This is a genomic window from Neokomagataea anthophila (assembly GCF_018122595.1).
Taxonomy (GTDB): domain Bacteria; phylum Pseudomonadota; class Alphaproteobacteria; order Acetobacterales; family Acetobacteraceae; genus Gluconobacter; species Gluconobacter anthophilus.
The window spans coordinates 589,619-609,454 of record NZ_JAGRQH010000001.1 but is presented as its reverse complement, the minus strand read 5'-3'; the positions used below and the strand labels follow the sequence as shown (position 1 = coordinate 609,454).

17 protein-coding genes and 1 tRNA gene are annotated in these 19,836 nt (G+C 51.2%); 12 read left to right on the top strand and 6 right to left on the bottom strand.

The genetic code is table 11. The features are described from left to right. Nucleotides 1-32: 32 nt before the first annotated feature. Nucleotides 33-1,064, bottom strand: coding sequence for a ferrochelatase (gene hemH, locus KB213_RS02705; RefSeq protein WP_211680505.1), 1,032 nt, complete (start codon nucleotides 1,062-1,064; stop codon nucleotides 33-35). A gap of 329 nt (nucleotides 1,065-1,393) precedes the next feature. Continuing rightward, on the bottom strand, nucleotides 1,394-2,305 hold the full coding sequence (locus tag KB213_RS02700; RefSeq protein ID WP_211680504.1) for a LysR family transcriptional regulator: 912 nt from the start codon (nucleotides 2,303-2,305) through the stop codon (nucleotides 1,394-1,396). A gap of 135 nt (nucleotides 2,306-2,440) precedes the next feature. On the opposite strand from KB213_RS02700, the gene KB213_RS02695 reads away from it, so the two are divergent. From KB213_RS02695 to KB213_RS02665, 7 genes are all read left to right on the top strand, one after another. Continuing rightward, complete coding sequence (locus KB213_RS02695; protein ID WP_211680503.1) at nucleotides 2,441-3,475, top strand: isocitrate/isopropylmalate dehydrogenase family protein; 1,035 nt, start codon at nucleotides 2,441-2,443, stop codon at nucleotides 3,473-3,475. 24 nt (nucleotides 3,476-3,499) lie between these two features. Continuing rightward, nucleotides 3,500-6,190 carry an aconitate hydratase AcnA gene (gene acnA, locus KB213_RS02690; protein WP_211680502.1) on the top strand — a complete coding sequence of 897 codons (2,691 nt, stop codon included), beginning with the start codon at nucleotides 3,500-3,502 and terminating at the stop codon, nucleotides 6,188-6,190. 204 nt (nucleotides 6,191-6,394) lie between these two features. After that, nucleotides 6,395-6,901 (top strand): type III secretion system chaperone family protein, encoded by a 507-nt coding sequence (locus KB213_RS02685; protein ID WP_211680501.1) that lies wholly within the window; start codon nucleotides 6,395-6,397, stop codon nucleotides 6,899-6,901. 2 nt (nucleotides 6,902-6,903) lie between these two features. Continuing rightward, nucleotides 6,904-7,722 carry a pyrroline-5-carboxylate reductase gene (gene proC, locus KB213_RS02680; protein WP_211680500.1) on the top strand — a complete coding sequence of 273 codons (819 nt, stop codon included), beginning with the start codon at nucleotides 6,904-6,906 and terminating at the stop codon, nucleotides 7,720-7,722. Between the two features lie 139 nt (nucleotides 7,723-7,861). Continuing rightward, entirely contained in the window at nucleotides 7,862-8,536 is a 675-nt protein-coding gene (locus tag KB213_RS02675; RefSeq protein ID WP_211680499.1) for a TetR family transcriptional regulator, read from the top strand. Nucleotides 8,537-8,587: 51 nt separating this feature from the next. Beyond that, nucleotides 8,588-8,662: transfer RNA gene (locus KB213_RS02670), tRNA-Gln, on the top strand. A 219-nt stretch (nucleotides 8,663-8,881) separates the two neighbouring features. Continuing rightward, nucleotides 8,882-10,945 (top strand): glycosyltransferase 61 family protein, encoded by a 2,064-nt coding sequence (locus KB213_RS02665; RefSeq protein WP_211680498.1) that lies wholly within the window; start codon nucleotides 8,882-8,884, stop codon nucleotides 10,943-10,945. Between the two features lie 45 nt (nucleotides 10,946-10,990). Here the strand turns inward: KB213_RS02665 and gmk are convergent, their stop codons facing one another. Both gmk and KB213_RS02655 read right to left on the bottom strand, forming a co-directional pair. Then, complete coding sequence (gene gmk, locus KB213_RS02660) at nucleotides 10,991-11,617, bottom strand: guanylate kinase (protein ID WP_211680497.1); 627 nt, start codon at nucleotides 11,615-11,617, stop codon at nucleotides 10,991-10,993. A gap of 114 nt (nucleotides 11,618-11,731) precedes the next feature. Next, nucleotides 11,732-13,021 carry an AI-2E family transporter gene (locus KB213_RS02655; RefSeq protein WP_211680496.1) on the bottom strand — a complete coding sequence of 430 codons (1,290 nt, stop codon included), beginning with the start codon at nucleotides 13,019-13,021 and terminating at the stop codon, nucleotides 11,732-11,734. A 144-nt stretch (nucleotides 13,022-13,165) separates the two neighbouring features. Between KB213_RS02655 and pqqA the strand changes: the two genes are divergently transcribed. The 5 genes from pqqA (at nucleotide 13,166) to pqqE (ending at nucleotide 16,395) form a co-directional block, all read left to right on the top strand. Further along, on the top strand, nucleotides 13,166-13,267 hold the full coding sequence (gene pqqA / locus KB213_RS02650) for a pyrroloquinoline quinone precursor peptide PqqA (RefSeq protein WP_346266654.1): 102 nt from the start codon (nucleotides 13,166-13,168) through the stop codon (nucleotides 13,265-13,267). A 116-nt stretch (nucleotides 13,268-13,383) separates the two neighbouring features. After that, the gene (gene pqqB / locus KB213_RS02645) at nucleotides 13,384-14,310 is read left to right on the top strand and encodes a pyrroloquinoline quinone biosynthesis protein PqqB (RefSeq protein WP_211680495.1); all 927 of its coding nucleotides are present in this window, start codon (nucleotides 13,384-13,386) and stop codon (nucleotides 14,308-14,310) included. Continuing rightward, nucleotides 14,307-15,041 (top strand): pyrroloquinoline-quinone synthase PqqC, encoded by a 735-nt coding sequence (pqqC, locus tag KB213_RS02640; protein ID WP_211680494.1) that lies wholly within the window; start codon nucleotides 14,307-14,309, stop codon nucleotides 15,039-15,041. The genes pqqB and pqqC overlap by 4 nt, the downstream gene beginning before the upstream one ends. Beyond that, nucleotides 15,038-15,328, top strand: a complete 291-nt coding sequence (gene pqqD, locus KB213_RS02635) for a pyrroloquinoline quinone biosynthesis peptide chaperone PqqD (RefSeq protein ID WP_211680493.1) — start codon at nucleotides 15,038-15,040, stop codon at nucleotides 15,326-15,328. Before pqqC ends, pqqD begins: the two co-directional genes overlap by 4 nt. Beyond that, nucleotides 15,325-16,395, top strand: coding sequence for a pyrroloquinoline quinone biosynthesis protein PqqE (gene pqqE, locus KB213_RS02630; protein ID WP_346266653.1), 1,071 nt, complete (start codon nucleotides 15,325-15,327; stop codon nucleotides 16,393-16,395). The genes pqqD and pqqE overlap by 4 nt, the downstream gene beginning before the upstream one ends. Here the strand turns inward: pqqE and KB213_RS02625 are convergent. Both KB213_RS02625 and htpG read right to left on the bottom strand, forming a co-directional pair. After that, on the bottom strand, nucleotides 16,375-17,862 hold the full coding sequence (locus tag KB213_RS02625; RefSeq protein WP_211680492.1) for a tetratricopeptide repeat protein: 1,488 nt from the start codon (nucleotides 17,860-17,862) through the stop codon (nucleotides 16,375-16,377). The genes pqqE and KB213_RS02625 overlap by 21 nt on opposite strands. An 84-nt stretch (nucleotides 17,863-17,946) precedes the next feature. Continuing rightward, nucleotides 17,947-19,812, bottom strand: a complete 1,866-nt coding sequence (gene htpG / locus KB213_RS02620) for a molecular chaperone HtpG (RefSeq protein ID WP_211680491.1) — start codon at nucleotides 19,810-19,812, stop codon at nucleotides 17,947-17,949. Nucleotides 19,813-19,836 lie beyond the last annotated feature (24 nt).

Here is a 19,836-nt window from a genome sequence, read left to right as displayed (position 1 = left end):
CCGGCGGCCTTTTTCTTACCAAAAACCTTAAGTTACTCCACCGAAAAACCCTTCAACGCTTTACGCGTCAAATCTTCCAGCAAATCAATGGCAGCCGAATCATCATTCAAACATGGCACCAAAGCAAACTCTTCACCGCCTTCTTCTATGAACTCTTCGCGCAGCTCATTGCCAATTTCATCCAACGTCTCAATACAATCCGCCATAAAGCCAGGCGTGATCACAGCAATACGCGTAATACCTTGTTCAGGTAACTTCGAAACAAACTCAGACGTATAAGGCTGCAACCACTCCATCGGCCCAAACCGAGATTGGAACGTCAGCGGCACCTGCTCTTCCGTCAAATCCAAAGCTTGCCGCAATGCCGATACCGTACGCTCACACTCATCCCGATACCGATCACCTTTTTCCACGCAAATCTTAGGCAACCCATGGAACGACACCACCAAACGCTGAGGCTTGAAAGAAAGCCCTGCTAACGTTCGGCGCACTGATTCTTCTAACCCTTTAATAAACAACGGATGATCTGGAAAAGACGGCACCGTCAACACTGAAGGCTGACCACGCAAGCGCATTAGCGCACGAAACAACTGATCATTCGCCGTCGCTGTCGTCGTCGCAGAATATTGGGGATAAAGCGGAACACTAATGATGCGATCACACCCTTGATCCATCAACTCATCAACAGCTTGCGCAATAGACGGCTTGCCATAACGCATACCCCAAGCAACCGGCACATCATCCTGCGCGAAACGCTCTTTCAGCAACTCAGCTTGCCGTTTTGTATAAACCCGCAAGGGAGAGGCATTTTCCTCACGATCCCAAATGCGGGCATAATTTGCCCCACTGGCAAAAGGACGACGCGCCAATACAGGGCCCTGCAAAATTGGCTGCCAAATAAAGGAGGGCGCCTCAATCACACGCCGATCTGACAAAAACTCACTAAGATAACGCCGTACGGCCCAATACCCGGTACCATCTGGCGTACCTAAGTTTACCAACAACACACCCGTGCGGCCGGTTTCAGGAATAGACGTACGAGGAGTTCGGTAAATAAAAGCCATAATCTTATAAACAATCAGGTACGAGAAAGTTGCAACCTCTCGTCCTTACCTCGGAGCGAAACGCGTCCCATAAGGGACGCTATCGTCGGTGCCGCACACGAGCGTAGGACAAGGATGGTCTTAAAAACCCACTACACGTCGCTGCCGCAAGTAACCCAACACAAATCATCGAGATTTCGAAGTAAACTGGTGAGGTAATCATGAAGTTCATTGCTGACCTCCTAGAGCTCTTGTGGGAAGTTCCTGAGCTCAATTAGGAGAGTGGCAATCTTACTTTTCAGTTTCAAGAAAAAAATGCATCTCCGTGCAAAAAAAATGTCACACCCCTTTTAAACGGCGGCACACCGCATTTTTCGTGCCTGATGGATAAAATACAATTTTGCACCACTCATCCGCACGGATCGAAAAACCAAATATAATGATGCCGTCAAAGGCGTTTTCTTAGAAAGAGGCAAATACCGAATCTGCGCGGGATGATGCTCGCACATAGATTGCGGTACAATCGAAAGACCAAGCCCACCTGCTACCAAATTAAGAGCTGCCACAAGCTGCGGTCCCTTCTGCCGTATAATTGGACTAAACCCAGCACCATGACAGGCATCAACAATCGTACGGTACAAACCATTATTGTATTGGCTCTGATACAGGATGAAATCTTCGCCTTCCAAATCTCCCAAACGCACACCATCCGTATGCTCCCCCCGCGCCAAAGGGTGATTCGTCGGTACGGCAACCACCATAGGCTCATCAAAAAGCTGTTCGACAACAATATCGGACGCATCCGGAATCGACGCCCGCACAAAGGCTACATCCACCCGTTCATCGCGCAGTGCCCCCAGCAATTGGCTCGAATTCCCTTCCGTCAAACTCACATCAACATCCGGCCAACGTTGACGGAAGTCTCCTAAAACTGCCGGAAGACTCGGATGACACATCGCCGAGTTTGTAAAACCAACAGCCAACTCACCGCTTTCACCCCGCATCACACGACCAACATCACGCACCGCTTCATCCAAACGATCGACAATGTCATAAGCCCCATCCAACAACGTGCGCCCCGCAGCCGTCAGACGCATCCCACGCGCATGCCGTTCAAATAAAATAACCCCCAATATCTGCTCAGCCCTACGCAAAAGACGCGTTAAGGGAGGCTGCTGAATACCCAACCGTTCGGCAGCAAGGGTCAAATTACCCTCTTCAGCAATAGCAATCATGGCGCGGAGATGACGTAACTCAAGCATGCCATACCTTTAGGGTATAACAATTGCCCGGTGCAAACATTGCCCCTTCCTAACGTTCACTCGTACAATCCCCGGCACAAAATGAGGCGCTCTTTGTAGAGTTCCTGCCCACATACCCAGCTAGAGGACGTTCCAATGACCAGCGCACACGTCGAACGCATCCCCGCCACCCTCATCGCCGGTGACGGTATCGGTCCCGACATTACAGCCTCCGTCACAACCGTCCTCGATGCACTCGGCGCTCCTTTCGAATGGGACCGCCAAGAAGCCGGCCTCGGCGCTTTCGAAAAAGAAGGCACCGCCCTGCCAGAAAAAACCCTCGAAAGCATCCAACGCACCGGCCTGGTGCTCAAAGGCCCGCTGACGACTCCCGTCGGCAAAGGGTTCCGCTCCATCAACGTCACGCTGCGCCAAAAATTTGACCTCTACGCGAATGTCCGCCCCACTCATACGCTCGTGCCCGGCGGCCGCTATGAGAATGTTGACCTCGTCGTGATTCGTGAAAACGTCGAAGGCCTATACGCCGCGATGGAGCACTACCTACCTTCAGGGAATGACCCACAAGCCGTCGCCTACGGTGCGGGCTACAACACCCGCACAGAATGTAACCGCATCGTACGCTTTGCCTTCGAATACGCCCTGAAGAACGGCCGCAAGAAGGTTACACTGGTCCATAAAGCCAACATCCTGAAAATCCTCAGTGGGTTGTTCTTAGAAGAAGGCCGCCGCGTCGCAGCAGAATATGAAGGCCGCGTCGCCGTCGAAGAAAAAATCGTCGATGCCTGCGCCATGGAACTGGTCGTGAAGCCAGAACAATATGACGTCATGGTCACGACCAATCTATTTGGCGATATTCTGTCTGACCTAACAGCGGGCCTCGTCGGTGGGCTTGGCATGGCGCCCGGCGCGAATATCGGTGAATCCATGGGCCTGTTTGAAGCCGTCCACGGCTCCGCACCGGACATCGCAGGCAAAGGCATTGCGAACCCACTGGCTCTGATGATGGCTGGCAGCATGATGCTCGCCCATGTTGGCCGCATCGACCTCTCACAACGCCTCGACAACGCCATGAAACACATCATTGAAGTCGACGGCGTCCGCACCCGTGACCTCGGCGGCTCCGCCACCACAGAAGACGTCACACAAGCACTGCTGCGCGCTATCCGCTAATCACGCCCTTTCGGAGATATTTTTATGAAACTCGTCGGCAACGACCTCCTGAATGCTGGCCGTGACCTAAGCGTTGATGGCCGCTCCTACCGCTACTTCTCACTGCCTGCAGCAGCGGAGAAGATTGGCGATATTTCCCGCCTGCCCGTCAGCCTCAAAATCCTGCTGGAAAACACCCTCCGCTTCACAGACGGCACCAGCTACACAGAAGCAGACGCCCAAGCCATTGCAGACTGGCTCAAGAACGCTAGCTCCACACAAGAAGTCCCCTTCAAGCCTGCCCGCATCCTGATGCAAGACTTCACCGGCGTTCCTGCCGTCGTGGATCTTGCCGCCATGCGTGATGGTATCCTCTCCCTCGGTGGTGACCCACGCCGCGTGAACCCACTCGTCCCGGTGGATCTGGTCATTGACCACTCCGTCATGGTGGATGTCTCTGGCCGTGAAGACGCGCTCCAGCAAAACGTCACCCGCGAGTTCGAGCGCAATGGTGAGCGTTACGCCTTCCTGCGCTGGGGCCAACAAGCTTTTGATCAGTTCCGCGTTGTCCCGCCCGGCGCTGGAATCTGCCATCAAGTGAACTTGGAATATCTCTCTCGCGTCGTCTGGACCCGTGAGATTGACGGCACCACCTACGCCTACCCAGACACACTCTACGGCACCGATTCCCATACCACGATGGTCAACGGCCTCGGTGTTCTCGGTTGGGGCGTGGGCGGCATTGAGGCAGAAGCTGCCATGCTCGGCCAGCCCATTGCCATGCTGATCCCGGATGTGATCGGCTTCCGTATGGAAGGCAAACTCCCAGAAGGCACGACCGCAACAGACCTCGTTCTGACCATCACCCAGATGCTGCGTGCCAAAGGCGTTGTCGGTAAATTCGTGGAGTTCTACGGCCCAGCGCTAAATGATCTACCACTGGCAGACCGCGCCACAATCGCCAATATGGCCCCCGAATATGGCGCAACCTGCGGTTTCTTCCCGGTTGATGCACAAGCGCTCGACTACATGCGCCAAACAGGCCGTGACGAACACCAAATCGCACTGACAGAAGCCTATCTGCGCGCACAAGGCATGTTCCGTGATGCCAACACGCCAGACCCTGTCTTCACTTCGTCTTTGTCTCTCGACATCTCAACCGTACGCCCCTCCCTCGCAGGCCCAAAGCGCCCGCAAGACCGCGTCGCCCTCGATGTCGCCGCACCGTCTTTCGAAAAAGCCCTGACCGAAACGCTCGGTGTTGCAGCAGACAAGACACAAACCACCGCTCCTGTCGCAGGAACCGATTACAGCATCGGCCACGGCTCCGTCGTGATCGCAGCCATTACCTCCTGTACGAACACATCCAACCCAGCCGTACTCATCGCTGCTGGCCTCGTCGCACGCAAAGCACGCGCTTTGGGCCTGACGCCTAAGCCATGGGTCAAAACATCCCTCGCGCCGGGCTCCCAAGTCGTTACCGACTACCTGGACCGCGCGAACCTTACCGAAGACCTCAGCGCGCTGGGCTTCGATACAGTCGGATATGGCTGCACCACCTGCATCGGCAACTCCGGCCCATTGCCGCAAAACATCGTCGATGCAATCGAAGAAAACAGCCTCGTGGCAACTTCCGTTCTCTCTGGCAACCGCAACTTCGAGGGGCGTATCTCCCCGAACGTCCGCGCAAACTACCTTGCCAGCCCGCCACTCGTCGTCGCTTACGCGCTCTTCGGCACCATGCGCGAGGATATCACCACAGCAATTCTCGGCCATGGTCCAGACGGTCAAGAAATACGCCTGAAAGACATCTGGCCCAGCAATGCTGAAGTCGCTGAACTCATCGGTTCCGCCGTCACGCGTGAAGCCTTCGTCGAACGCTACGGCAAAATCACCGAAGGCACCCCAGAATGGCAAGCCCTCGGCGCAGCAGCGGATTCTGCTACCTTTAACTGGCAACCAAGCTCCACCTATGTGCAGAACCCACCCTATTTTGACGGACTGACAGCTGAACCCGCACCACGCAAAGACATTACCGGCGCGCGTATCTTGGCCCTGCTCGGTGATAACATCACCACAGACCATATCTCCCCCGCCGGAGCGATTGCTGCCAGCACACCCGCTGGTGAATACCTGCAATCACACCAAGTCCCCGTGCGTGACTTCAACTCCTACGGCTCCCGCCGTGGTAATGACCGCATCATGGTCCGTGGCACCTTTGCCAATATCCGTATCCGCAACGAAATGGCCCCCGGCACAGAAGGCGGCATGACCTCCTTCCAGCCAGACGGCACCGTCATGCCGATCTATGATGCCGCAAAGCGTTATGAAGAGGCTGGAACACCGCTTGTTGTCTTCGGCGGCAAAGAATACGGCATGGGGTCCTCCCGTGACTGGGCCGCTAAAGGCACACGCCTCCTCGGTATTACCGCCGTCATCACCGAAAGCTTTGAGCGCATCCACCGTTCAAACCTCGTCGGTATGGGCGTTCTACCCCTGACCTTCGAACCGGGCACCACCCGTAAAACCCTCGGCTTAAATGGTTCCGAAACCATCGCCATCGAAGGCATTGACGATCTGGCACCGGGCAAAACCCTCACCATGACCATCACCCGCCAAGACGGCAGCACACAGAGCGTCCCGCTACTGTGCCGCGTCGATACCATTGATGAAGTGGCCTATTTCCAGCATGGCGGCATCCTGCCTTACGTACTGCGCGGCATGGCCTCCGCTTAACATCAGAACCCTCCCTCTGTTGCTCATCGGGCAATAGAGGGAAGAACATACAGCACCCCACTACATGTTCTTCTTGCACTCCGGGCACTCCATCCATAACGTATTGTGATCTGATCACGTTTACGCGGTCAGTTATGCAGACACAGATGGAGCGCCCGCCGGCGCGCCACCGGCGGGAACTTCCACGGCCTTGGGAGACCCGCGATGCCTGCCTTGAACACCTCGTCCCACTCCGAAAGCGAATCACACCCGCTTGACCTCATGGAACAAGTCCTCGGCTTGTATGAATGGGAATTTGAACGCCTTGGCCCCAACGAAATGGTGGCCGAAGCTCCTGGCCAATGGGGGCATTACGGACTGATCTTCACATGGTCAGACGAATTATCGGCCCTGCACCTCAACTGCGTCTTCGACTTAAAGGCACCCCAAAAAACCCGCAGTGATGTGTACGAACTCATCTCACTCGCCAATAACCATCTTTGGGTAGGACATTTCGTTCTTGATGCCGAAACAAAAGTCCCTTCCTACCGCCACACCCTTCTAACGCGTGGAACCTCTTCTCTCCCAAGCGAAAGCATGGAAGACTTGATCGACATTTCACTCGCGGAATGCGATCGCTTTTACCCGGCATTCCAATTCGCACTTTGGGGCGGACAAACCCCTCAAAATGCACTGGATGCCGCAATGCTTGACTGTATCGGAGACGCTTGACCATGCCTTCCACCTCCATTCTTCTTGCAGGCTGCGGAAAACTCGGCGGTGCCCTCCTTGATGGGTGGCTCGCCTCGCCCAACCCGCCGCGCATGGTCGTGCTGGACCGCCACAGAAACTGCGATAATGAGAATGTCACCATCATTCGCAGCGCAGACAGCGTACCAGATGATTTTGCACCAGATATCATCGTCCTCGCCGTTAAACCCGCCGTCGCAGATGACGTGATCACCTCTCTGACGCAAACCCTCGGGCAGCGTCTAGAAAACGCCGCGTTCCTCTCCGTAATGGCCGGACGTACCTGCGCCTCCCTCAGCGCAGCAGCGCAAAAAGCCGGGCAGAAATGCCCAACGCTGCGCGCTATGCCCAACACCCCATCAACCATCGGTGCCGGTGTCAGCGGCCTCTACGCTGCCCCTGACTGCACAGAAACACAAACGCGCCTCTGTCATGACCTCCTCTCCGCTGTAGGAGACGTTGTCGAAGTCAGCGAAGAAAAAGACTTACTCGGCGTAACGGCACTCGCAGGTTCCGGCCCGGCTTATGTGTTTCTTTTGGCAGAACTGCTTGAAAAAGCAGGCCAAGCACACGGCCTCTCCGCCGAAACAGCACGCCGTCTCGCTCGTGGTACCATCTACGGCGCCGGGCGCATGCTCAATGAACTCCCGGATGATGCCGAGACATTGCGTAAAGCTGTCACAAGCCCAAATGGCACAACAGCTGCTGCTCTTTCGGAGCTCATGCAAGAAGAAGCATGGCCCCGTGCAGTTGATAAAGCCATTTCTGCCGCTGTTCGCCGTGCTGAAGAATTAGCCGGCTAAGACGCGACATCGCGTTACTGGAAAATTACCACTCCAGTAACGCCTATTCTCCCAGTTTAGCCGCCGTCTTATGCAACTGACTGGACAAAAACACGATTCTCTCGCAGAGAACGGCATAAATAGGTTTCAGGAGATGCAGATGGACGACGGATTCAAGACACCCGATGGCGCATCATTACACAATGACACGCCCGTGAACCCATTTGACTCTGCTCTTCTCCGCGCTGCCTTTGACCGCGCTGGTTCAGAAGGCTGGCATCGTTTTTCACTGGTTGATGCCGCAGCTGACGCTAACCTACCTGTTGATGCCGTGCGTGCACGCTTTCCCTACAAAGCAAAACTCCTCATCACCCTTTCTCAACTCGCCGATAGCAGCGCTCTACGCGATGAAAGCGAAGGAGCAATCAAAGAGCGCCTCTTTGATCTGCTCATGCGCCGCCTTGATGTTCTGCAAGAATATCGCTCAGGTGTGCAGGCCGTCATGCAGGCACTACCGCTAGATCCCCCTCTCGCCGCCTTACTCGGCGCTTTAACTCTCGATTCCATGCGCTGGATTGCAGAAACGGCAGGCATTGATGGCTCCGGATTGCGCGGTGCTTTGCGCATTAAAGCTATTTCCGGCATTTGGGCCATCTCGCTCAACACGTGGCATAAAGACGAAAGCGCAGATCTAGGCACCACCATGGCTGCCCTCGAAAAAAACCTCGAAAAAGCTGAGCGTTTTGGTGCCCTTCAACCCTCCCCTCGTCAGAAGCTTCACCAAGCTCTCAACCGCTCAACGCTCCCTAATCACGATTTAGAAGTCGAATATTGAAAAAAGGGGGTTTACGCGCCCCCAAAAGTTGGATTAAAAGGCTCTCGTTCTTGGGGCGTAGCCAAGCGGTAAGGCAGCGGATTTTGATTCCGCCATGCGGAGGTTCGAATCCTCCCGCCCCAGCCAGAACACCTTCCCAAATATTAAATCATAAAAAATCTCATCTAAAGAGATAGAAGTTCTTAATTTCAGAAATGCTCCGTGCGTTGCACCTGCTCAAGCTTTAGCCATATAAACTTTATCTTAATGCCAGTTCATCAAAAGAATAGCTCTTTGGGATAAAAGCCTTCCCATGTATGGTGAAAAGAATAAGAAAGTCACCTTTGCGGATGAAAGAGCTTCATTATGTATGACTTCGATCAGAATAGTCTCCTTGCTTGGAAACAAAAACTTTTAAATGAAGCCTTCTCATCCAGTGAATATATTAATTTAAAAGACTACAGCCACATAACTTATTTGAAAAATTTTGATATTGAAAAACAAGAAACAATACTCTCTGACTTAAAAAACCATGCGAGCTTCATGCTCAATAATACATCGATACACGAAGAACAAAAATTCTGGGCAAAAATCATCTATATCACTGCCCGACAGTTTGGCTCCGGCTGGAATGATTTTCTAAAATACATACCTCAAAGCTCACCATCCTCAAAACAAGAGCATTTCATAACGCTCCCTGAAGATGTAAAAAACAGTAATATCCCATACAAAATCATTCAATGCAGACCAGACAAACCTTTTTTTGACAAAAAATCAGCCCAAAAAACAACTTGGTATCAAAAAAATCCTCTTTTTTCTTACGAGTGCTTTGATGAAGAGCATTCAATAAATTATTTATCCAAAAACTTCGGTGATATATTTGTAAATACTTATAATAGTATTACATATCCTGCTGGAAAAGCTGACTTTATGGCACTCGCCTTTCTCTACTGGGAAGGAGGCGTTTTTGCCGACGTCTTTTCTGCTTGCCGTGCTTCAATTTCACATTTCGTGAGCAATCAAAGTAATCTCATTCTTTTTTCCAATGAAAATAGAATTGAAAAATTCTTTATTGCCGCAAAACCCCGCCACCCTCTTATCAAACGCTTTTTAGACCGCGCCATAAAAATGATAGATGAGAAAAAACAAGATTTTTCTCATAATCATTTTACAGATAATCAAGCTCTAACTCTTAGTATTCTTGATTCTTACTGTGAAAATGATGACGTATTTGAAAATAATATTGTTAAATTTGTTCCTTACAATATCTTCTCTTGCTTCGTTGATTTCAATGGGCAGGATGAATTCCTATCTTCTTCTCATCATCCACACTCCTTAAAAACCATTCCTTCCACGAGCATCCTTGAAAAAGAAAACCATACAGGCCTGCTCCCTTCCGCTGATCGTGTGCTCGGCAAAGCAGATGCTAGCATCATCCCCCCTAGCACCCCACTCACCGTAATCGGGCACGACCACCACCCTGATTGGTGCGAACGTCAAAATAAACACGTCATCACACCTGCAGCTCATGTGTATGAATGGAGCAATATAAGCCTCAGCGGACCTGGCGGCTTATGGAAAGATGATACTTTCATTCAACTAGACAGCTACCTCTCTCACGTTTGCGAAACTGAAACGCGTGATGGGCACTGGCAACAACCCACTCAAACCAACATTACCCATATTATCAATGAACCCGTCATCGTCGCCTTTGGTGCCGGTTATGGCTGCTACGGCCATTATATAGTCGATGAAATTCCAAGAATTGGCCTAATTAAGAAGGTTTTAGGGGAACATGAATTCCATAAATTAAAAGTTGTCATGCCTTTAAAAACCCCCCAATGGGCCTTTTCTTTATTAAAAGAAACACTTGGAATCGAAAAAGAAAACATTAAATTTTTCGACCATGAGAATGATAAATGGCTCATTAAAAAAGCAATTACATCTGAATACTTACATCGTGATTATACTTTCAATCCATTCACTAAAGATTTTTATCGCAATGCTTTTAGTAACGATGTTCAACCTTTTAGAAAAATTTGCCTCAGTAGAAAATCATGGGAAGTCAATAAATCACACCAACGTATTTTTAAACAACAAGACTGGTTCGAAGCTGAAGCTGTAAAACGCGGGTTTGAACTGGTCTCACCTGAACGCCTCTCCATTCGTGATCAAATACGCTTGATGGCTGAAACAAAAATACAAATTGGTGAGCATGGCTCTGCTCAACATGCTTCTATTTATTCAAAATCCGGCATGACAATTGGTACTATTAATCCTTTAGGAAACGTCCAAATTAATATCGGACGCGTTTCTCAAGATAAAAACATCATTATCTATGAGAACCAAACCTACACGGACGAATATAACAATACATTCTATAGTTGTGATCAAAGCGATCTTTTATATTTCTTTGATTCACTTTCTTAATAAAAAAAATGGCGTCTATTATTTCAATAGACGCCATTCCATCAATTAACGCGAAAACGTTTTGACCATTTCTGCAATACCCGTTTGGCGGCGCGTTACTTGGCGCGCAGACTGCAAAACAGAACGAGCCTGACCAATTGCAGAATCCAACTCATTATTAACAATCACATGATCAAATTCAGACCAATGAGATATCTCATCAAGCGCCGCACGCATCCGCTTCTCAATTTCCTCCGGATGATCTGATGCACGCCGGTGCAAACGTCGCTCCAACTCCTCTAAGGAAGGTGGCAATACAAACAAACTCACCACATCATCTGGCATAGCGGCACGCATCAAACGATGACCCTGCCAATCAATGTCAAACACCATGTCATGACCCGCGGCCAAAGCCTCTTCAACAGGCTGACGTGGTGTCCCATACCCCCGGCCAAACACCTCTGCCCATTCGAGAAGCTCACCTTTCTCAGCCATACTGCGAAAGGTCTCTAAATCCCGAAAATGGTAATGAACGCCTTCCACTTCCCCTGGGCGTGGCTGCCGCGTTGTTACCGACACAGAATGCTTCAAAGAAGGCTCAGAGGCACGTAAAGCATTCGCAATCGTAGATTTTCCTGCACCTGACGGCGCTGAAATAATAAAACAAACCCCACGGCGGGACGGGCGCGTCATAAGGAACTCCTTGTTACGCTCGCCGCCCACATTCTGGGGCGACATCATGATTGCCCTGTTTCATGCCCGAAAATTGACAACCTGAAAACAGCCCCCTCATCTTAACCTTAAACATCACGCATCATGCTGCAATTGCGCTGCCAACGTATTGCCTAAAGTTCGCCGCGGGGGCCCACCTAAAATATGCCCAAAAGGCGCTAAAACTTCGATATGATCACAAATAATCTTAAAAACAGCGAGCATCGGCACAGATAAAATCGCTCCCGAAATGCCCCACATCCAATCCCAAAACAGTAATGACCCAACAACAAAAACAGGGTTCAACGTAAAACGTCGCGCCAAGAGCATTGGCGTAATCGTCTCGCCCTCTAGAATATGTACAAAAAGATAAATCAATGGCGGAATAAGCGCATGTAATACGGAGGAGAAACAAAACAACCCAACAACAAAATACACCACCATCCCTGTCAGCGGTCCAATGATCGGGATATAATTCAACAAAAATGCCAACACACCCCACAATAATGGGTTAGGCACTCCCGTTAACCAACATTGTAAAACATTAAGAACGCCCACCAAGACATTCATAATCGTAACCGTGACCAGATAAACCGAAACATTCCGTTCAATCTGTAAAGCCATTTGCACAACACGCCGTTTTTCAGCAAAGGTCGGCATAATTTCGACCACCCGACGCAGAAGCGTGTCGCCTTCCGTCATCAAAAAAAACAGCATCAGCAGCATGGAAAAAAAGCCATCCGCAAAGTCACGCGTTCCAGCCAAAACTGACGAACCAAAGCGTGATAAAGCGCCATCACCCCCCAATGAGGAATTAGCATGCAAAACGCGCACAGAATGGTGCCCGTTAAACAATGCTGATAGCCGTACATAATCGGACTGCAACGCATCAATAGGGCCACGCAGAAGAGCCATTTTCTGCTGTAACGCTGGCAAGGCCTGTGGCACGCGCGACAACCAACCAGCAGCCGGCACAGAAATGGTCGTTGCAACACCTCCCACCAAGCCAAACATTGCGAAGATCAACAATAATGCCGCTAAATGCCGTGGAAGGTGAAGTTTTTGCGTCATGAAACGCATCGGTGCCAGCATGAGCAAATTCAGCACAATAGCGAACACGAACGGCAAAAGAATCGGTGCTGTAAAATACAATGAATAAAAGACTGCCAGCACCGCCAGTACGATTAAACACATATCCCGGACATTAATATGCTTCCGCAGCGCACTCTCAGGCAGAGTATAATGCGGCAAAGACGCATCATCTCCGTCCCAGCGAAAAACTGATTTCTTACCGGGCTTATCGCGTTCTTTATCGGGCGAGGTTCCAGCTTTCCCAGCACCCTGTTGTGACCCATTGAGCATTTTTTCAGTCTTAGAGCCTGACATAGAGTGCCTGAAAATGACGGAATTAATCGGAAAGGACCACCTAAGCGACTACACGTTTTTGTGTTCTGTTCAAAATTACTCTTGAACTCCCCCCCCAAGAGCAGACATTCTGCCCACATATCGGGAGTGTATTCTCTCTTTCCCATGACAAGAATGGAACACATCATGGCTTGGAACACACCTAAAGTCACCGAAATCCCACTGGGCGCAGAAATCAACTCTTACGTCTGCGGTAAAACCAAGTAAGGTTTTCGCAGAAAAACCGGTTCTTTCTGGATAGAAGGAGCCGGTTATGTTGACGGCACACACCAAGCACGGCATGCGGTATAGGTGATGTCACCTTTTGCAGCGGCCATTATCTTATGATTGATCTCCTCGTCCTCGGTTCAGGAGCTGGTGGCGGCTTCCCTCAGTGGAATTCAGCTGCACCCGGTTGTATTGCAGCACGCCAACACAATGGGACATCCCCACGCACACAGGCCTCTGTTGCCGTTAGTGGTGATGGAAAACGTTGGTTTCTCTTCAACGCTGCGCCGGATATTCGCCAGCAAATCAACGAAAATACCGCTCTACACCCCGCCCCAGAAGAAGACGGGCAACTCCGCCATACCCCTATCCAATCCGTCATTCTGACCTGTGGCGAGATTGATGCGATTACAGGCCTTCTCACACTCCGTGAACGTGAGCCATTTTCGCTTATGGCGAGTGCCTCCACCTTAGAGCAACTAAACGCCAATCCTATTTTTGGTGCGCTTGATCCGGCTATCGTGCCACGTATCGCGCTAAACCTCGACGAGCCCTTCCCGCTGCAACATAAAGATGGCAGCGATAGCGGCCTCACACTCACAGCATTTGCCGTACCAGGCAAAGCACCGCTCTACGCCGAAGCTGAAGGCTCACGCCCCGATGAGACGCTTGGGCTAAGCGTCTCTGATGGCACTCACACCCTCCTATTCATTCCAGGATGTGCCGATATTACCGCTGATATTATACACCGTGCAGAGCAAGCAGACCTGCTCCTGTTTGACGGTACGTTATGGCGCAATGATGAAATGATCCGTGCAGGATTAAGCCCCAAAACAGGGAAACGCATGGGCCATGTCTCCGTCGATGACCCGGACGGACCAATGGCAAGCTTCAAAGACTGCACAAAGCCAAAAAAAGTACTGATCCATATCAATAACTCAAATCCCATCCTGCTGGACAACAGCCCAGAGCGCGATGCCGTAACCCAAGCGGGTTGGACCATCGCGGCAGACGGAATGACCTTCAGATTGGAAACCCCATGACCGCCCCCCTCACGACCTGCCTGACACCAGACCAGCTTGAAGACCGCCTGCGCCAAATCGGCGCTGAGCGCTACCACAACAAGCACCCTTTCCACCGTAAATTACACGATGGTTTGCTCAACAAAGAGCAAGTGCAAGCATGGGCTCTTAACCGCTATTATTATCAGGCAAGCATCCCCGCAAAAGACGCGACACTTCTCGCACGCCTGCCAACCACCGAGTTACGGCGCGAATGGCGCCGCCGTATCGAAGATCATGACGGCACAGAACCCGGCACCGGAGGTGTTGCCCGCTGGCTCGTTCTGACTGATGGCCTCGGCCTTAACCGGCAATATGTAGAAAGCTTGGAAGGCCTACTCCCAGCAACGCGCTTCTCAGTCGAAGCCTATATCCACTTTGTACGGGACCGCTCCATTCTGGAAGCCATTGCATCATCCCTCACAGAGCTCTTCTCACCGACCATCATCAGCGAACGCGTATCGGGAATGCTCCAGCATTACGACTTCATCTCCCATGACACGCTTGCTTACTTCACCCCACGCCTGACCCAAGCACCACGTGATTCAGACTTCGCACTCGCCTATGTCCGTGAACACGCAAAAACTATCGAGCAGCAAGAAGCCGTGCTTGCAGCTCTTGAATTCAAATGTTCCGTTCTCTGGACCATGCTCGACGCCCTCGATCATGCCTATATTAACGGTAACATTCCCCCTGGCGCCTTTATTCCATGACCACAACACCCCCACAGGACGCGCAAACGCGCGTCCCATCTCTCGCACGTGGGTACCGCCTACAGCACGACAAAGTACGTGACTTGTGGCTGATTCAAGCGCCAGAAAAAGCACTAATCCTCGAAGGTGCCGCGCCTGAAATTCTCCGTTTAGTCGATGGCGAGCGTAGTGTTGCGACCATAATTGATACGCTCAGCGCACGTTATGATGCTCCCCGCGAACTCATCACCAACGATGTCCTTACGCTCTTGAATGATTTAACAGAAAAAGGAGCATTGCGGGCGTGACCATTGCAGCCCCTATGAGCCTTTTGGCTGAGCTGACACATCGCTGCCCCCTTGCCTGCGTCTATTGCTCCAATCCGCTCCAATTAGAGCGCCGTGCAGCTGAAATGAGCACGGAGGGTTGGCTCAAAACACTCGACCAAGCTGCTGAGATGGGCATTTTACAAGTGCACTTCTCCGGCGGGGAGCCCATGGCCCGCCCCGACTTGCCCCAACTTATCCGCCATGCTCGCTCTCTCAACCTGTATACCAACCTCATAACGTCTGGCATTTTACTCAATAAAGACACATTAGCAGCCTTAGATGATGCGGGCTTGGACCATATCCAGCTTTCTTTCCAAGACGTCACCAATGAAGGCGCCGAGCGCATTGGCGGCCTGAAAAATGCTCAACCCCGCAAATTAGAGGCTGCACGGCTCATTAACGAACTAGGCATTCCTCTCACCCTCAATTTTGTTGTGCACCGTGAAAATATCGCACGCATCCCGGACATGTTTACCCTTGCGCGTGACTTGAAGGCCCAGCGCGTTGAAATTGCGCACACGCAATATTACGGCTGGGGCCTCAAAAATCGTTCTGCTCTCCTACCCAGCCGTGATCAGTTGAACGATGCCACGCGCTTTGTTGAAGATGAACAACGCAAGGGTGGCTTAGCCATTGATTATGTCACCCCAGATTATCACGCAGAAACCCCCAAACCCTGCATGGATGGCTGGGGACGGCGTTTTATCAACATCACGCCCAGCGGGCGCGTTCTGCCCTGCCATGCTGCTGAAATTATTCCAAATGTTGCCTTCCCTAATGTAGAAGACACATCTCTAAATGAGATTTGGTTCGATTCTGAATTGTTTAATCTCTTCCGTGGCACGGATTGGATGCCTGAGCCTTGCCGCTCATGCCCTAAAAAAGAAGAGGATTGGGGAGGTTGCCGCTGCCAGGCTCTCGCCTTAACCGGTAATGCGGCCAATACCGATCCCATTTGCTCCAAATCCCCTCTGCACCATACGGTGGATCAGGCCCTTAAAGAGGCCGGCAAAAACCCAACAGACCTACTCTACCGCCGCTTCTAAGCCCACCATCTCGTGCAAGCTTCTTATAATATCCTGCACAGGCTGAGCCCACTCCCCCGGTTTAGCTTGTCTAAAAATACGCATCGACGGATACCATTCCGTCTCCTCACCACACTCCCCCCAACGCCAACACGCATCATAGCGCGATAACAGCCATACAGGCCGCCCAAGCCCTCCCATAAGATGAGCGATGGACGTATCCACCGTAATCAAAAGATCCACCCCTGATAAACGCTTGGCCGTCTCATAAAAATCCGTAATACCCTCCGTGCCATCTGCTAAAAAATGGGCGTATTTTAGACGTTTATGGCGCGCTTCTCCCATTTGAAAACTCACATATTCCACCGAATCAAAAGCAAATAACGGTGCCAAAATATCCAAGGAAAGGCTGCGCCTATAATCCGTCTGCCGCGCCTTAGTATCATGTGGCCGCGGATCTCCGGCCCAAACTAGCCCCACAATGAGCTTCCGGTATGGGACCATCGATTTTACGGGATTATCTTCTGCTTTCAACTTCAAGTAAGGCAGTTTGGAATTCTCTACAGGCGCATACCCCATACGAGCAGGAAGGCTAAGCAACGGACAATGCACATCGACATGCTGCCCCGGGCCAAGTATCGCACAGACACCCGCAACACCCTCCACCAACTCAGCTAAACGCAACAATGCTGGCGGTACCTGTAAAATGATACATGCGCCAGTCTGCGCTAAAAGTGGAATCAATCGTAGAAACTGTAAACTATCACCATAGCCTTGCTCATGATGCACAAGGATCGTTTTCCCTACTAAAGACTCCCCTTCCCATACAGGGGCCATCACGTCCGTTCTAACGTTTTGGCAATCCTTCCAGCGCCACTCATACTCTCGCCACCCCTGTTGGAAATCACCTGATTTCAACAAAGCCGTCGCTCGGCCAAAGCGAACACCCGGCTGCTCCGGTGCCAACGCCACAGCGCGATCATAATACGCCAAAGCTCGCTGTGATTGATTGAGACTTTGCAGTGCATGGCCTGCATTATTCAGGGCGAACACATCATCTGGATTGAGCACCAAAGCGTGCTCAGCTGCTTGAAACGATTCCTCAAATTGCCCCACACGTGCAAGCGCCATACTGTAATCAACAGCATAATGCCCTTCTTGCGGTGCTGCTGCACATACGTAACGTAAAGCCGCAAGCGCTCCCTCAAAGTCATCATAAGCCAACCGTACAACCCCAAGGCGATGCCACACCCGCAAGTCTGTCACATCATATTGCAACGATTTTACGTAATACTTCGCCGCCTCTCGCCATGCTGCGCAGTGCTCATACACACCAGCGACCAAAAAAGCTGCGCGTGCCGTCTCTGGCATATGCTCAAGAGCAATGTGTAGATGACACAGAGCATTGTGCGGTTCACCACGCTGCCCTGCTGCGAAAGCTGCCTGAATATTTTCTAAAAAGACTGAACTCATTACAATTTCGGCCATGCCTTCCCCCTCAGGAAAGCATGGCCGAAAGAGCACTAACAAAGTGCTAAGCTTTTACACTCAGCACCTACGCATTAATGAAACTTATACAGCTCCACCTTGCGCCAAAACACCGGACAAACGACGCGCAAACCCACTTGGGTCAGGCACGGCTTCCCCTTCCTGCACACGTGCAAGATCCAGCAGAATATGAGCATATTCTGAAATATCAGCATCACGTTCCGCACGCTCTGCCAAAGTACGAATCAAAGCATGGCGAGGGTTAATTTCCAGCACAGGTGGCATCTCCGGCATACCTTGACCAGAACGACGCATCAAACGCTGCATCGCCAAGTCTGGGCCACCTTCAAATGTCATCACCACAGCACTCCCCGTCAGACGCACCGTGCCACGAACATCCTTCACAGAATCCCCCAGAGCCTCACGCAATGCAGGAAGAAGTTTGTCCAAATCCGCTGGGCTCTCACCTTCATCCTCGGTCGTCTCAAACTTTTCCAAGTCACCATGAGACTGCACGACAGAACGCAATGCCTTATCATTGAAGGCGTGCAAACGCTCCGGCCAGAAAGCATCAACCGGATCAGCCAACAACAGAACTTCTAAACCACGAGCACGGAAACCTTCCAATTGTGCCGAGCTACGCAGCGCATCAAGGTTATCACCCGTCAGATAATAAATAACGTCCTGACCATCCTTCATGCGTTCAATATACGCATCCAATGTTGTCAGTTCGTCACTATGCGTTGAGTGGAAACGAGCGAATTTCGCAATTTCTTGACGGTATTCAGCATCTTCCCAGAGGCCTTCTTTTACAACTGGCCCAAAGTTTTCCCAGAACGTATTAAATTCCGGTGCTGCATCTTTTGCACGCTTCTGAATTTCGTTCAGAACGCGCTTGGTCACAGCCTTACGGATACGTTGCAACGTCGGCGTTGCCTGAAGCATTTCACGCGATACGTTCAGTGGCAGGTCTTCTGTATCAACAACACCCTGAACAAAACGCATCCAATTCGGCAACAACTCTGCTTCATCCGTAATAAACATACGGCGAACATGCAGATGAACACGGCTCTCGCGTGATTGCTCCATGAAATCAAACGGACGCGCACCTGGAATGAACAGCAGCGACGTAAATTCAGTCGTGCCTTCTGCACTCCAATGCAGCGTGACATAAGGCTCATCAAACGCACGCGCAACGTGACGGTAAAACTCTGTATATTGCTCAGAAGTGATCTCTGATTTTGGCTTACGCCAAATCGCCGTACCTTCATTGGCTGGCTTATCTTCACTCGTGCCGTCTTCGTTCGTTTCCTTCAGCGTAATGGGCCAAGAAATATGATCTGCCCATTTACGAATAATAGACCGCAGACGGAACGGTTCTAAGAACTCAACCGCATCCTCTTTAAAGGACAATTCGATCTCAGTCCCCGGCGTTGAACGCGTTGCTGGCGAAAGGGTAAAATCGCCCTTACCATCTGATGACCACGTCCATGCTTCATCAGACCCTGCCTTACGGGACGTTACATTCACATGATCGGCCACCATAAAAGCGGCGTAGAAACCAACACCAAACTGACCAATCAGACTTGGTCGTTCCTCTGGTTTCGCTGCACTCAGCTTTTCACCAAACTGGCGCGTGCCCGAACGTGCAATGGTTCCTAAATTCTCAGCAAGCTCATCATGAGACATGCCGATACCATCATCAGCAATAACTAGGCGCTTAGCCTCTTGATCTGGCGCGATACGAATAGAGGCATTATCCGGCAACGCCAAAGATGAGTTCGTTAATGCTTCAAAGCGGCGTTTGTCGGTCGCGTCAGCAGCATTAGCGACCAGTTCACGAAGAAAAATCTCCCGATCTGAATACAGGGAGTGCACAACCAAATCGAGCAAACGCCCAACTTCCGCGCTAAAAGCGCGCTTTTCAACATGACCAGACGCATCACTCATACCGATATACCTCCTGATAGGATG